General features: G+C 63.9%; 13 protein-coding genes. 5 read left to right on the forward strand and 8 right to left on the reverse strand.

Annotation, left to right across the window (positions count from 1 at the left end; all coding sequences use genetic code 11):
- Positions 1-55 precede the first annotated feature (55 nt).
- Entirely contained in the window at positions 56-1,051 is a 996-nt protein-coding gene (locus tag UP09_RS19445) for a LysR family transcriptional regulator (protein ID WP_245302064.1), read from the forward strand.
- A gap of 7 nt (positions 1,052-1,058) precedes the next feature.
- Here UP09_RS19445 and UP09_RS19450 read toward each other — a convergent pair whose 3' ends face one another.
- Both UP09_RS19450 and UP09_RS19455 read right to left on the reverse strand, forming a co-directional pair.
- The gene (locus UP09_RS19450; RefSeq protein WP_044539866.1) at positions 1,059-1,910 is read right to left on the reverse strand and encodes an SDR family NAD(P)-dependent oxidoreductase; all 852 of its coding nucleotides are present in this window, start codon (positions 1,908-1,910) and stop codon (positions 1,059-1,061) included.
- Position 1,911: 1 nt separating this feature from the next.
- Positions 1,912-2,472 carry a carboxymuconolactone decarboxylase family protein gene (locus UP09_RS19455; protein ID WP_044539867.1) on the reverse strand — a complete coding sequence of 187 codons (561 nt, stop codon included), beginning with the start codon at positions 2,470-2,472 and terminating at the stop codon, positions 1,912-1,914.
- 228 nt (positions 2,473-2,700) lie between these two features.
- On the opposite strand from UP09_RS19455, the gene ilvD reads away from it, so the two are divergent.
- Positions 2,701-4,545 (forward strand): dihydroxy-acid dehydratase, encoded by a 1,845-nt coding sequence (gene ilvD / locus UP09_RS19460; protein WP_044539868.1) that lies wholly within the window; start codon positions 2,701-2,703, stop codon positions 4,543-4,545.
- A gap of 24 nt (positions 4,546-4,569) precedes the next feature.
- Here the strand turns inward: ilvD and UP09_RS19465 are convergent, their stop codons facing one another.
- From UP09_RS19465 to UP09_RS19475, 3 genes are all read right to left on the reverse strand, one after another.
- Complete coding sequence (locus tag UP09_RS19465) at positions 4,570-4,782, reverse strand: hypothetical protein (RefSeq protein WP_044539869.1); 213 nt, start codon at positions 4,780-4,782, stop codon at positions 4,570-4,572.
- 650 nt (positions 4,783-5,432) lie between these two features.
- A complete protein-coding gene (locus UP09_RS19470) occupies positions 5,433-6,482 on the reverse strand; it encodes a hydroxyacid dehydrogenase (RefSeq protein ID WP_044539870.1) in 1,050 nt (349 codons plus the stop codon).
- 28 nt (positions 6,483-6,510) lie between these two features.
- Positions 6,511-7,476, reverse strand: a complete 966-nt coding sequence (locus UP09_RS19475; RefSeq protein ID WP_044539871.1) for a tripartite tricarboxylate transporter substrate binding protein — start codon at positions 7,474-7,476, stop codon at positions 6,511-6,513.
- Positions 7,477-7,645: 169 nt separating this feature from the next.
- On the opposite strand from UP09_RS19475, the gene UP09_RS19480 reads away from it, so the two are divergent.
- Both UP09_RS19480 and UP09_RS19485 read left to right on the forward strand, forming a co-directional pair.
- On the forward strand, positions 7,646-8,194 hold the full coding sequence (locus tag UP09_RS19480) for a thiamine pyrophosphate-binding protein (protein WP_044539872.1): 549 nt from the start codon (positions 7,646-7,648) through the stop codon (positions 8,192-8,194).
- 8 nt (positions 8,195-8,202) lie between these two features.
- A complete protein-coding gene (locus tag UP09_RS19485) occupies positions 8,203-8,799 on the forward strand; it encodes a thiamine pyrophosphate-dependent enzyme (RefSeq protein ID WP_044539873.1) in 597 nt (198 codons plus the stop codon).
- Positions 8,800-8,915: 116 nt separating this feature from the next.
- On the opposite strand, the gene UP09_RS19490 is transcribed toward UP09_RS19485, so the two are convergent.
- The 3 genes from UP09_RS19490 to gcl are packed head-to-tail and all read right to left on the reverse strand — an operon-like array spanning position 8,916 to position 12,413.
- Positions 8,916-9,803, reverse strand: coding sequence for a 2-hydroxy-3-oxopropionate reductase (locus UP09_RS19490; protein ID WP_044539874.1), 888 nt, complete (start codon positions 9,801-9,803; stop codon positions 8,916-8,918).
- A gap of 20 nt (positions 9,804-9,823) precedes the next feature.
- Positions 9,824-10,609, reverse strand: coding sequence for a hydroxypyruvate isomerase (gene hyi, locus UP09_RS19495; RefSeq protein WP_044539875.1), 786 nt, complete (start codon positions 10,607-10,609; stop codon positions 9,824-9,826).
- A 13-nt stretch (positions 10,610-10,622) separates the two neighbouring features.
- Entirely contained in the window at positions 10,623-12,413 is a 1,791-nt protein-coding gene (gcl, locus tag UP09_RS19500) for a glyoxylate carboligase (protein WP_044539876.1), read from the reverse strand.
- A 311-nt stretch (positions 12,414-12,724) separates the two neighbouring features.
- On the opposite strand from gcl, the gene UP09_RS19505 reads away from it, so the two are divergent.
- Entirely contained in the window at positions 12,725-13,954 is a 1,230-nt protein-coding gene (locus UP09_RS19505; protein ID WP_044539877.1) for a metalloprotease, read from the forward strand.
- Positions 13,955-13,967: the final 13 nt, after the last annotated feature.

Below are 13,967 nucleotides of genomic sequence, written 5' to 3' on the forward strand. Positions count from 1 at the left end.
TTGAGACTTTAAGAGCGGCGCTTAGTATTCGTCAAATGCATTCGGCAGATACGGATTGATTAAGTTCATGCATGTGCGCGACATCGATCTGAACCTGTTCGTCGTGTTCGACGCGATCTATTCCGAGGGCGGCGTCAGCCGTGCCTGTTTCCGCCTCAATCTGACCCAGCCCGCGGTGAGCCACGCGCTCGGGCGGCTGCGCGCCATGTTCAACGATCCCCTGTTCGTACGGCGCCATCACGTCATGACGCCGACGCCGCTGGCCCGCCAGATCATCACCACCGTTCGCCAGGCGATCAACGGCCTGGAGACGACGCTCACCCACACCGACCGGTTCGATCCTGCCAAAACGCCGAAACGCTTCGTCATCGGGCTGCGCAACAACCTCGAGGCGCCGATCCTGAGCGCGCTGGTCAACCGGATCAGCGCGGTTGCACCATTGGTCGAGATCGCAACCGTGCGCTGCGAGCGCAACAACCTGGAGCGTGAGCTGGCCGCCGGCACGCTGGATGTGGCGATCGATACGCTATTGCCGCTCTCGGCAGAGGTACGACGCGCGCAGATCCTGACCGAGCGCATCGCGGTATTTGCCCGCCGCAACCATCCCGACCTCGGCGCACGGCTCGACCGGAAGACCTATTTGCGGATGGAACATGTCTGCGTGACGTCGCGGCGCAGCGGATTATCGTTTGAGGATTTCCAGTTCCAGCGCCTTGGCATCCAGCGCACTGTCCGCCTGCTATGCCAGAACTTCGCGACCGCCTGTCATGTCGTGAGCCGGAATAACATGCTGCTGACTGCGTCCGAAAGCGCGGCGTCCGTGCTGGAGCAGCCGGGACTATTGCGACAGTTCCCCTGCCCTTTCCCGATCAGCCCGCACATCAATTATCTGTACTGGCATGCAACCGCCGAGGGTGACACCACGAACCAGTGGCTGCGTGAACAGCTTTTGGCCGCCGCCGCGACGCTCGGACCAAGCGATGTCGGACGCAAGGGCAGCCGCGCCCCGAAGCGCCGGCCGCCGATCCCGGTTGGTCTCGCCGCGGAATAAACTCAGATCATAATCCGCTCAGACCACCGTCGACCGCGAGCGTCTGCGCGGTGACATAGACACTCTCGTCCGACATGAAGAACAGCACCGCATAGGCGATCTCCCATGCCGTCGCCTGGCGGCCAAACGGAACATGGCTCTTGCCGCGCGACGGACGGCCGGCCCCGGCCTCGCGTCCGTTCGGGGTGTCGACGAGGCCGGGATAGACCAGATTGGCGCGGATACCGCGCCGTGCCCCGGTATGCGCGATGTTGCGCATCAACCCGCCGAGCGCAGCCTTGGAGGAATCATAGACCGCCATCTGCGATCCCGCCTTGAGCGCGGCGATCGAGGAGATGAAGACGATCGAGCCGCCATTGTCGAACTTCGGCAAGGCGGCGCGGCAGCACAGCATCGGACCGCGGACGTTGACGTCGTAAATCCTGTTCCACTCCTCCGTACTGACATTGTCGAGCCCGGTCTTGCCGAAGGTGCCGATGTTCAAGACCATGCCGTCGAGCCCGCCCATAGCCTGGTGCGCCTCGCCGATCATCCTGATGACATCAGGCTCGGCGGTCACATCGGCAGCGATCGCAAAGCCGCGGCCACCATCAGCCGTGATGCGCGCAACCGTGTCTTCGGCGGAGGCGCGGTTGAGATCGGCGACGGCGACCTGCGCGCCCTCGCGTGCGAACAGCAGGCTCATGGCGCGGCCATTGCCGATCGGATCGGTCGCCGCGTCGAACACGCGCTGGCCCCCGCCGACAACGAGGATGCGACGTCCATCGAGGCGGCCCCGGCCCGGCGCGGTGCCTGACGATTCCGCGCTGAGGGGACGCACGTAACGTTCCGCCTTGGCGTCGAGCGACGTTTCCGACATCTCAGTCGCTCCGCTTCTTGCCGCCGTCGAACACGGCCATGCCGGCCGCGGGATCGAGATCGGTCTCGGTCGCCTCGGTCAGGCGCGCCATCATCATGTAGAAGCCGAGGGCTATGATCGCCTCGACGATCTCCTGCTCGCTGAAATGCTGGCGCGCGCCGGCAAAGGCGGCATCGCCGACGCGGACCTTCTCGACGACCTCGCGGCCGAACACCAGCAGCGCGCGCTCCGCCCCATTCAATGCCGCGCCGCTGTAGTCTGCGCGCTCCACCGCATCGATCTGTGCTTGTGTCACGCCGACGCCGAGCGCGATCGGCACATGCTGGCGCCATTCGTAAGCACCGCCTTCGAGCTGCGCTGCCTGCAGGATCAACAGCTCGCGATTGACCGCCGAGAGCTTCTGCTTGTGCAGGATCGAGTTGCCGAGCCGCATCGCCGGGATCATGTTGGCCTCGGCATGGGCCATCATGCGGAAGATGTTGAGCTTGACCGGCATGCGGTCGAACGAGGCGCGGATGTCGCCTCCCGTCGTCTCCGGATCAATCAGGGGCAGCCTTGCCACGCGTCTCTCCCTTGGTTTCTTCTTGTCCGGAATTCCGGTTCGTTTACCACCTAGAGCAACAGGCCGGCGGAGATCAAGCCAAGCGCCAAGCACTGCCCAACAAGCATTGCCCAAATAGCGCGGTCCAGCCATGCGGTTCCGCGCTTGAAACGGCCGGCCCGGGCGGGCATAAGGACGGCGTCTCCCCTAAAAAATGCCCATAGCCCAAGGATTTGAGAAGGATTTACGATGCCCGCCTATCGCTCCCGCACAACCACCCACGGCCGCAACATGGCGGGTGCACGCGGCCTCTGGCGCGCCACCGGCATGAAGAACGAGGATTTTGGCAAGCCGATCATCGCGGTGGTCAATTCCTTCACGCAGTTCGTACCGGGCCATGTGCATCTGCAGAACCTCGGGCAACTTGTCGCGCGCGAGATCGAGAAGGCTGGCGGCGTCGCAAAGGAGTTCAACACCATCGCGGTCGATGACGGCATCGCGATGGGCCATGACGGCATGCTCTACAGCCTGCCCTCGCGCGAGCTGATCGCCGACAGCGTCGAATACATGGTCAACGCGCATTGCGCCGACGCGATGGTCTGCATCTCCAACTGCGACAAGATCACGCCCGGCATGCTGATGGCGACGCTGCGGCTGAACATCCCGACCGTGTTCGTCTCGGGCGGCCCGATGGAGTCGGGCAAGATCGTTCTCAAGGGCAAGAAGCGCGCGGTCGACCTGATCGACGCCATGGTGGCAGCGGCCGATTCCAACGTCACGGACGAAGAAGTCGACGTGATCGAGCGTTCGGCCTGCCCGACCTGCGGCTCCTGCTCGGGCATGTTCACGGCGAACTCGATGAACTGCCTGACCGAGGCGCTCGGCCTGGCGCTGCCCGGCAACGGTTCGGTGCTGGCAACCCATGCCGACCGCAAGAGCCTGTTCGTCGAGGCCGGTCATCTGATCGTCGACCTCGCCCGCCGCTACTATGAACAGGACGACGCCAAGGTGCTGCCGCGCAACATCGCGAACTTCAAGTCGTTCGAGAACGCGATGACACTCGACATCGCGATGGGCGGCTCGACCAACACCGTGCTGCATCTGCTCGCCGCCGCGCGCGAGGGCGAGGTGCCGTTCACGATGACCGACATCGACCGTCTGTCGCGCAAGGTTCCCGTGCTGTGCAAGGTCGCTCCCTCGGTGCCTGATGTGCACATGGAAGACGTGCATCACGCCGGCGGCGTGATGGCAATCCTCGGCGAGCTCGATCGCGCCAGGCTGCTCACGACCGACGGGCCGACGGTGCACACTGCGACCCTAGACGATGCGCTGAACCGCTGGGACATCGTGCGGACCACGAGCGAGAAGGTGCGCAATTTCTACATGGCGGCACCAGGCGGCGTGCCGACCCAGGTAGCATTCAGCCAGGATCAGCGCTTCGACGACGTCGATCTCGACCGCGCCACCGGCTGCATCCGCAACGCCGAGCACGCTCATTCCAAGGACGGCGGTCTCGCCGTGCTGTTCGGCAACCTCGCCGAGGACGGTTGCATCGTGAAGACCGCGGGTGTCGACCAGAGCATTTTGAAATTCTCCGGCCCAGCCCGCATCTTCGAGAGCCAGGACGCGTCGGTCGACGCCATCCTGGGCAACAAGGTGAAGGCTGGCGACGTCGTGCTGATCCGCTATGAGGGGCCGCGCGGCGGCCCGGGCATGCAGGAGATGCTTTACCCGACCAGCTATTTGAAATCGAAGGGCCTCGGCAAAGACTGCGCGCTAATCACCGATGGCCGCTTCTCCGGCGGATCGTCGGGTCTGTCGATCGGTCACGTCTCGCCGGAAGCCGCCGAAGGCGGTTTGATTGGCCTGGTCGAGGAAGGCGATGTGATCGAATTCGACATCCCGAACCGCAAGGTCAATCTCAAGGTCGCGGATGCCGAACTCAAGCGCCGCCGCGAGGCGATGGTCGCGAAGGGCAATGCGGCGTGGAAACCGGCGGCGCCGCGCAAGCGCGCCGTCTCGACTGCGCTGAAGGCCTATGCGGCATTCGCCAGCAGCGCGGCAAAGGGCGCGGTGCGCATCCTGCCGGAGTGATCGGCGTTACTCTGTAACGCCAGATCAGGCGTGAACGTCGGCCGCATCGATCCGGATGCGGTCGGCATGCAGCGACCAGTCGCACAGCGCCTGCTGCTCGCAGAATTTCAGTTTTGCGATTTCCGTCGCCTGGCCTTCGCTCAAAGCATCGATTTCGAGCGAACCCTGGCAGACCTCGCGCTCGCGGCCGTTACCGCCGAGCACGTCCTTCATGAACTGGACGACAAAGCGCGACATGGAATCCTCCCCGCTACGCCGTAGCATCGGATCGACTCACATTAGCACTAGCGCTGGGACGGGTGAGATTAAATCAGTGCGACGGATGCGCGAAAAGCGCAGGCAGGACAGCTGTCCTTACGCGCCAGCCTGAGGCAGGCTGGCGGCGGCGATCGCGACGATCTGCGCAATGCGGCGGCCGATCCTGGCCGGAGCTGCGCGGAGAAATGTCTGGACCTGTCGCATGATCAAGTTCCTTCCGTGCCCGGAAGCGGTCGGGCACAGAGCGAACATGGCGATATCAGGCTAAGTCGTCGATATCTCAGGGAAAATAACAACGGACGCGTTGTCGGGCGCGTGTTTGGCAGTGGGTTTGTTGCTGCAATTGGGCTCGTGACGAAGAATATCTTCTCCAGGGCTTCTGAGCCACATGACGCAGTCGCGCGCGTCTGTGCTCGCGAGTCAGGGACGCGCCGATGGCAGGGTTCCCTCCCCCGTTGCGAGGGGCGGGTTCGCCTGCGCTATTTCGGAATAATGGAAGAATGCCGCTGAGTTGCCCGACGTGTCAAGCTGCCGTGTCGAACGGGCAGCCCGTGGCTACTTTGCATGGGGTTGTTTTCGACATTTTGGCAGCGCGCCCGGGCTTGTCCCGACTGATGAGCGCCTCCGCCCTACCCAGGAGCAAACCCGAACGCCTTCTCGAACCGCTTCGCATACACGGGCCAGACCTCCGGATTGATAATGCGCGGCGGGCGCTTGCCGTCCAGCGCGTCGAGGATCTGTTCGGCGGCGATCTTGCCCATGTTGATCCGCGCCTCGCGGGTGACGCCGGCGGTGTGCGGGCTTGCCAGCACATTGTCGAACTGCAGCAGCGGATGATCCGGCGGCGGCGGCTCCTTGTCCCAGACGTCGAGGCCGGCGCCGGCGATACGCTTTTCACGCAGCGCCGCTTCCAGCGCCTTCTCGTCGTGGATGAAGCCGCGCGCGGTGGTGACGAAATAGGCGTGCGGCTGCATCAGCGCGAATTCGCGGGTGCTGATCATGCCGCGGCTCTTGTTGTCCAGCGGGCACGAGATCGAGACGAAATCGGCGCCGCGGAAGAGATCGTCGAGTTCGACCTTCTCCCCGCCGCGCTTCGCCATCTCCTCGGCCGTGAGATAAGGATCGTAGGCGATCACCTTCATGTGCAGCAGCCCCTTGCAGAGCTCGGCAATACGACGCCCGACATTGCCGAGGCCGACGATGCCGACGGTCTTCTCGTTCAACTCGTTGCCGATCAGATCGTTGCGGTTGACGTTGGGCTCGCGCCTAAGCCTTCGGTCCGACTGGATGATCCGCTTCGACAGCGTCAGCATCATGCCGAGCGCGTGCTCGGCGACCGAATTGGCGTTGCCGCCGGACTGGTTGACGACAAGCACGCCCGCCGCGGTGCAGGCATCGACATCGACGGGATCGAACCCCGCGCCGTTCGACGAGACGATCAAGAGGTTCGGCGCGCGCTTCAACAGCTCGGCATGGGCATGGAAGTGCGGCGCCAGTTCGTCGCGCGCAGCACCAATCTGGTAGGCATGCGCATCGGCGAGAACCGGCGCAAAGGCCGCCTCCGGCGTATCATTCTCGAGACGGTCGAGCCGGACGTCCGGGCGTTTCTTGAGGATGTCGACATAGATCTCGTGGGCGAGATATTTGACGTAGAACACGCGCTTGTTGTTGACGGTCATGTCTTCGGGCAACCTTCAGTTTGGGATGTCATTCCGCCTTCATGCCGGCGGCCTTGATGATCGACCCCCATTTGTCGTAGTCGGCGTGGATCTTGGCATCGAATTTTTCCGGCGTGCTGCCGATCGGGATCGCGCCGAGCTTGCCGAGCCGTTCCTTGACAGACTCGGTATTCAACGCTGCGACGAAATCGCGCGAAATTTTGGTGACGAGATCAGCGGGCATGCCGCCAGGCCCGAGCAGGCCCCACCACACTTCGGTGTCGTAGCCCGGCACGGTCTCGGACATGCTGGGAACATCGGGCAAAAAGGGCGCGCGCGAGGCCGTCGTCACCGCAAGCGCACGGACGGTGCCGGCCTGCAACTGCCCGATCGATTCCGGACCGTTGTTGAACGACATCGGAATCTGTCCCCCGAGCAGATCGTTGATCGCGGGCATGCCGCCCTTGTAGGGGATCGCGCTCAGATCGATCTTCGCCAAATTGTTCAGAAGTTCACCGGCCAGATGCGTCGAGGTGCCGTTGCCGGCATGGGCATAGGTCAGGCTGCCGGGCTTCGCCTTGGCCGCGGCGATGACGTCGCCGACCGATTTGAACGGTGAATCGGCGCGCACCAGCAGCACGTTCGGCGACGATGCCAGCAGCGAGATCGGTGAAAAATCCTTGAACGTGTCGTAGGGCAGCTTTGGATACAGGAACGGATTGGTGGCGTGGCCGCTGGCCACCATGATCAACGTGTAACCATCCGGTGCCGAGGTCGCGATCGTCTGCGAGGCGATCACCCCGCCGGCGCCCGGCCGGTTCTCGACCACGATCGATTGCCCCCATGTCTTGGAGACCGCGTCGGCGAGTGTGCGGGTGAGCACGTCGACGCCGCCGCCCGGCGGATAGGGGACGAGGATGTGCACGGATTTCGCCGGGAAGGGCTGGGCGGATGCGAGGCCGGCGGCGATCATCGCCGCTACCGCAATGGCCGTCCGCCAGATCCACCCGGCCATGCACGCCTCCCACGCTTATTGTTACCGTCTGTATCGCACGCCGGATCGGCACAGGTAATCGCCGAAATCCGCAGGTCGCATTGCGGCCGGGGCATGTTGACAATCCCGCCCACCGCGTCAAGTTTTGCCCGCAAGCGGCCGTCTGCGTCGCGCGATCAGGGAGAACAGGATGGCGGCCGCCTCGCCCAAGGACACGACGTCCCCACCGACCTGGCACGGCATCGTGCAGCAGACGCTGAAGCGCAACGAGATCCGGCTGGTGCCTTACGTGCCCGACCGGGTGCTGACCACGCTGATCAAGAACCTGCACGCCGATCCTTACTTCACCACGTTCCCGACCGCGCGCGAGGAGGAGGCCGTCGGGATCGTCTCCGGCGCCTGGATGGCCGGGATGCGCAGCACGGTGCTGATGCAGACATCGGGCTTCGCCACGCTCGCCAATGTACTGGCGTCGCTCGCAGTGCCCTACCAGATTCCGCTGATCATGTTCGTCTCCGAGCGCGGCACGCTTGGCGAGTTCAACTACGGCCAGGCGCTGGTCTGCCGCACCATGCGCCCCGTGCTGGACTCGCTGGCGATGGAGCACCACACCATCACACGGCTCGACGAGCTCGAATTCATCGCCGACCGCTCGATCAAGCAGGCCATCACCACCCAGGCGCCGGTGGCGCTGATCCTCTCGCCGCTGTTGACCGGCGGCAAAGTGTTCGACAAGTGAGATCAGCCATGACACACGCGCGCAACACCAAGGTGATGAACCGCTTCGATCTCACCCAGCGTCTCGTTGCAAAACTCAAGGACGAAGCCGTGGTCGGGGGCATCGGCAATACCAATTTCGACCTCTGGGCGGCCGGCCATCGCCCGCAGAATTTCTACATGCTGGGCAGCATGGGCCTCGCATTTCCGATCGCGCTCGGCGTCGCGCTGGCGCAGCCGAACCGGCGCGTGTTTGCGCTGGAAGGCGACGGTTCGCTGCTGATGCAGCTCGGCTGCCTCTCCACCATCGCGACGCTGGCGCCGAAGAATCTCACCATGGTGGTGATGGACAACGGCATCTACCAGATCACGGGCGCGCAGCCGACGCCGGCAGCGGGTCATACCGATATCGTCGCAATCGCGGTCGCAAGCGGCCTTGCCAACAGCTCTTGGGCTGCCGACGAAGACGATTTCGAACGGCTGATCGAGCAATCACTGTCGGCCTCAGGCCCGAGCCTGATCGGCGTGCGCATCGACGACAAGCCCGGCACCGGCGCGACGCGGCGCGACCCCGTCCAGATCCGCGAGCGCTTCATGGCCGGCCTCGGCGTGCGCGAGCTGCTGTAGGCCCCGTCTCGTCATTGCGAGCGAAGCGAAGCAATCCATAGCGCCACACGCGGAGATATGGATTGCTTCGTCGCTTCGCTCCTCGCAATGACGTGGAAAAGACTCTTGCCCGTCGATCAGCCCGCTGCAATCTCGTGATCGGCCATCATCTCGAGCGCGCGTACCAGCGCCGAATGATCCCAGGCCTCGCCGCCATGCGCGGTGCAGGACGAGAACAATTGCTGCGCCAGCGCCGTGCCCGGCAGCGAAATGCCGAGCGCACGCGCGCCTTCGAGCGCCAAATTGAGATCCTTCTGATGCAACCCGATGCGAAAGCCGGGATTGAAATTGCGCGTCACCATGCGCTCGCCATGCACTTCGAGAATGCGCGACGCGGCAAAGCCGCCCATTAGCGCCTGGCGCACCAGCGCCGGGTCGGCACCTGCTTTCGATGCGAACAACAGGGATTCGCCGACCGCCTCGATGGTCAGCGCCACGATGATCTGGTTGGCGACCTTGGTGGTCTGGCCGTCGCCATTGCCGCCGACATGGGTGACGTTCTTGCCCATCCGCTCGAACACCGGCTTCATGGTGTTGAAGGCGCGCGCGGGACCACCGACCATGATGGTCAGGCTCGCCGCTTTGGCGCCGACCTCGCCGCCCGACACCGGCGCATCGAGATAATCGGCGCCGAGCGCTTCGATCTTCTTCGCGAAGACCTTGGTCGCCAGCGGCGAGATCGAACTCATGTCGACGACGATCTTGCCTTTCGACAGCCCTTCCGCGACGCCATCCTTGCCGAACAGCACGGCTTCGACATGCGGCGTATCCGGCACCATGATGATGACGGCGTCAGCCTCCTGCGCCACCTCGCGGCCCGATTTGCACGTCACGCCGCCGCCGGCGACGAATTCGGGAGCAACCGGATTGATGTCATGCAGGAACAGCCGATGGCCGACGGCCTGAAGATGCGCCGCCATGGGACGGCCCATGGTGCCGAGGCCGATGAAACCGATATCGATCATTGATGACTGTCCTTGGTTGATCACGTCTCGAACGTCTGCGCGGCATGCCAGCCGAGGCCTTCGACCGTCGAGGTGCGCGGCTTGTATTCGCAGCCGATCCAGCCCCGATAGCCGATGGCGTCGAGATGGCGGAACAGGAAGGGATAGTTGATCTCGCCGGTGCCGGGCTCGTTGCGGCCGGGATTGTCGGCGAGCTGTACATGCGCGATCTGCGGCAGATGCCGCTGCAGGCGGCGCGCGATGTCGCCCTCCATCACCTGCATGTGGTAGATGTCGTACTGCACGAACAGATTGCTCGAGCGCACGTCGGCGATGATCTGCACCGCCTGCTCGGTCCGGTTGAGAAAGAAGCCGGGGATGTCGATGGTGTTGATCGGCTCGATCAGCAACCTGATCCGCTCGCGCGCCAGGGCATCGGCGGCGAAGCGGAGATTGTCGAGCAACACCTCGTTCAGCTCGAAGATGTCGGCGTCGCGAGGGGCAACACCGACGAGGCAGTTGAGCTGCCGGCAGTCCAGCGCCTTGGCGTAATCGATCGCGCGGGCAACGCCGTCGCGGAACTCGTCGACGCGGTCGGGCAGGATCGCGATGCCGCGCTCACCGGCCGCCCAGTTGCCGGCCGGCAGATTGTGCAGCACCTGGGTCAGGCCGTGCTCGTCGAGTTGCTCCCGCAGCTCGGCCTTTTCGAAATCGTACGGGAACAGATATTCGACGCCGCCGAAGCCGGCGGCCTTGGCCGCGGCGAAGCGATCGACGAACGGCATCTCGCCGAATAGCATGGTGAGATTGGCGGCAAATTTCGGCATCGTGCCCTCCCCATCAAGCCGGCTGCAGCACGCCGGGCTGGCGCGCCGCCGGCGTGTCGTCGAGCGGCAGGTCGAGCACGTCCTCGAACTCGACGATGTTGTCGATCTCGGTGCCCATCGCGATGTTGGTGACGCGCTCGAGGATGAACTCGACCACGACAGGCACCTGGAATTCCACCATCAGTTCGCGCGCGGTCTGGAACGCCGCGGCGGCGTGATTGGGATCGGTGACGCGGATCGCCTTGCAGCCGAGCCCTTCGGCGACCGCGACGTGGTCGACGCCATAGACGCCGAGCTCGGGCGCGTTGATATTTTCGAAAGACAGTTGGACGTGATAGTCCATGTCGAAGCCGCGCTGCGCCTGGCGGATCAGCCCGAGATAGGAATTGTTCACGACGACGTGGATGTAGGGCAGCTTGAACTGCGCACCGACCGCGAGTTCCTCGATCAAGAACTGAAAATCGAAATCGCCCGACAGCGCCACGATCTCGCGTGCGGGATCCGCCACGCGCACCCCGAGCGCCGCCGGCAAGGTCCAGCCGAGCGGCCCGGCCTGCCCGGCATTGATCCAGTTGCGCGGCCCGTAGACGCCGAGGAATTGCGCACCGGCGATCTGCGACAGGCCAATCACGCTGACATAGGTGGTGTCGCGGCCGAAGGCGCGGTTCATCTCCTGATAGACCCGTTGCGGCTTGATCGGCATGTCGTCGAAATGGCTCTTGCGCAGCATGGTGCGCTTGCGGTCCTGGCACGCCGCCGGCCACGCCTGCCTCTCCTTCAGCCTGCCGTCCCTGCGCCATTCCCTCGCAATACTCACGAACAGCTCGAGCGCAGCCTTGGCATCCGAGATGATGCCGAGATCGGGATTGAACACACGGCCGATCTGCGTCGGCTCGATGTCGACATGGATGAATTTCCGCCCCTTGGTGTAGGTCTCGATCGAGCCGGTGTGACGGTTGGCCCAGCGGTTGCCGATGCCGAGCACGACATCGGATTGCAGCATATTGGCATTGCCGTAGCGGTGGCTGGTCTGCAAGCCGACCATGCCGGCCATCAGCACGTGATCGTCGGGGATCGCGCCCCACCCCATCAGCGTCGGCACGACGGGAACGTTGACGGTCTCGGCGAAGGTCACCAGCAACTCGGAGGCATCGGCGTTGATGACGCCACCGCCGGCGACAATCAGCGGCCGCTCGGCGGCATTGAGCATCTCCAGCGCCTGCTCGATCTGGGCGCGGGTGGCCGACGGCTTGTAGACCGAGAGCGGCGCATACGTCGTGTCGTCGAACTCGATCTCGGCCAGTTGCACATCGAGCGGCAGGTCGATCAGCACCGGCCCGGGACGTCCCGAGCGCATGACGTGGAACGCCTGGCTGAACACCCGCGGCACCAGGCCGGGCTCGCGCACGGTCACCGCCCACTTTGTGACCGGCTTGGCGATCGACTCGATATCGATGGCCTGAAAGTCCTCCTTGTAGAGCCGCGCGCGGGGCGCCTGGCCGGTGATGCAGAGGATCGGAATCGAATCCGCGATCGCCGAATAGAGCCCGGTGATCATGTCGGTGCCGGCCGGGCCCGAGGTGCCGATGCAGACGCCGATATTGCCTGCCTTTGCGCGGGTGTAGCCTTCGGCCATGTGCGAGGCGCCCTCGACATGGCGCGCCAGGATGTGCCGGATTGATCCGCGCAGCTTCAGCGCCGAGTAAAGCGGATTGATCGCAGCCCCCGGCACGCCGAAGGCGCAACTGACCCCTTCCTTCTCCAGGATCCGCACCGCCGCATCGATCGCCCGCATCTTCGCCATATCGCGCCTCGCTCACTAGTGTTGGCACAGACTGCGATTGTCGCGAGAGACGCGCGCGATCTCAACACCGGCGGTTTTGTTTCCCGCTGGGTGGGAGGCGGCTGGGAAACGCACGCGAAATCAGCAAGTTGGTTCTGCTTCCCGGTGGAAAGTATGACAACAATATTGGTGGTCACAGCACCGATCAGCCGATACAAATCGTTTGCTGGACAGCAACAAATGCTAACGTTGCAGCGGTGCAATCCAAAGATTTTGCGAATGCTTTTATTTGAACGATCCCGGGCATTTCGAGCCTCACCTGAAAGCCAGCCGTGCTCGGACTGCTGACGTTACCCATCGAACTCTTGCGCATCGCGTTCTATGCCCTGCAAGGGCTCGTCGACGCCGTGAGAGGACGCAACCGGTTGCGCTTCGAGTTCACGGTCCTGATCAACGCGGCGCGCGAGGCTGTGTGGCGCTTCAGCACGGCCGATTACGTGGTGTTCGATGGACCGCCGGTCATGGAGGTATCGCGCGCACCGGTGCCCGATAGCAACGGCCTTTGGCTGACACGTCTAAGTGTGAACGGCCAGTCCCGGGCGCAGAGTGTGGCACTTGAACTCGAACGCAACGAGGACAAGGGGATCATTCGCGCCCGCACGGTGGCGCACGCCCTGTCCGTGCCCCCGGAGGACGGCCGCGATATCGAATCGACGCTCATGGTCGCGGCGACGCCCACGGGAACGGTGCTCACCATGTCCCACGAGTTGACCGTGCGCTCCTTACGCGACCGCATCATCTATCCGATCGGCGTGCGCCGGATGGCCAACCTGATCAAGCAGCAGTGTGAAAAGGAAGCAGGTACCTACAATCGCCTTGCCGCCATTGGCAACAATGGGCTGCTGCTATCAGCCGTGGCCTTCCTGAGCTTCTGCTATCTGCTGGGCTGGAAGCTGGGACTGCTTCTGGCAGTGGTCATCGTCCTGCATGAGGCCGGACACGCCGCGGCGATGCTCATGATGGGCGTCGGGGTACGCGGCATCTATCTCATTCCCTTCTTCGGTGGCGTGGCTGTTCCCAAGACCGCCTATCGGACCGAAGGCCGGCTCGGCTTCATTGCGGTGATGGGTCCCTGCCTGAGCCTCATTCCGACGCTCGGCCTGCTCGCGATCTACCAGGCGACCGGCCAAATCCATGCAGCACAGGCCGCGGAGATGTTTGCCGTCATCAATGCCGCCAACCTGCTGCCGATCTATCCGCTCGATGGCGGGTTGATTCTCAACGCTCTCATCGGCTCGGTGAACCGCAGGTCCGCGCTCATCGCAGGCTGGATCGGGATTTTGGCTGGCCTCAGCCTGGCCATCTACGCGCAATCATTCCTGATCGGGGCTCCCTTTTTGCTGTTCGCGCTGCAGCGCTACCTCAGCGGCGGCCGAACCCTCGATCTCGAACGGCTGACGCTGAGAGGCAGGCTCGCCTTGGCGCTCGCGTCGATCGCAACCTTCGTCCTCTACATTTTCGTCCTGAAGGTAACTTGGATCGTTCCCGCCGTCCGCGTCTGACGCCGTGGAGCGA

It is taken from the genome of Bradyrhizobium sp. LTSP885 (assembly GCF_000938305.1).
Lineage (GTDB): Bacteria > Pseudomonadota > Alphaproteobacteria > Rhizobiales > Xanthobacteraceae > Bradyrhizobium.

Bases quoted from the DNA above. Each gene is read 5' to 3' on its own strand.
- UP09_RS19450 (WP_044539866.1), bottom strand. From the start codon at position 1,910: ATGTCGGAAACGTCGCTCGACGCCAAGGCGGAACGTTACGTGCGTCCC.
- ilvD (WP_044539868.1), top strand. From the start codon at position 2,701: ATGCCCGCCTATCGCTCCCGCACAACCACCCACGGCCGCAACATGGCG.
- UP09_RS19465 (WP_044539869.1), bottom strand. From the start codon at position 4,782: ATGTCGCGCTTTGTCGTCCAGTTCATGAAGGACGTGCTCGGCGGTAAC.
- UP09_RS19470 (WP_044539870.1), bottom strand. From the start codon at position 6,482: ATGACCGTCAACAACAAGCGCGTGTTCTACGTCAAATATCTCGCCCAC.
- UP09_RS19475 (WP_044539871.1), bottom strand. From the start codon at position 7,476: ATGGCCGGGTGGATCTGGCGGACGGCCATTGCGGTAGCGGCGATGATC.
- UP09_RS19480 (WP_044539872.1), top strand. From the start codon at position 7,646: ATGGCGGCCGCCTCGCCCAAGGACACGACGTCCCCACCGACCTGGCAC.
- UP09_RS19485 (WP_044539873.1), top strand. From the start codon at position 8,203: ATGACACACGCGCGCAACACCAAGGTGATGAACCGCTTCGATCTCACC.
- UP09_RS19490 (WP_044539874.1), bottom strand. From the start codon at position 9,803: ATGATCGATATCGGTTTCATCGGCCTCGGCACCATGGGCCGTCCCATG.
- hyi (WP_044539875.1), bottom strand. From the start codon at position 10,609: ATGCCGAAATTTGCCGCCAATCTCACCATGCTATTCGGCGAGATGCCG.
- gcl (WP_044539876.1), bottom strand. From the start codon at position 12,413: ATGGCGAAGATGCGGGCGATCGATGCGGCGGTGCGGATCCTGGAGAAG.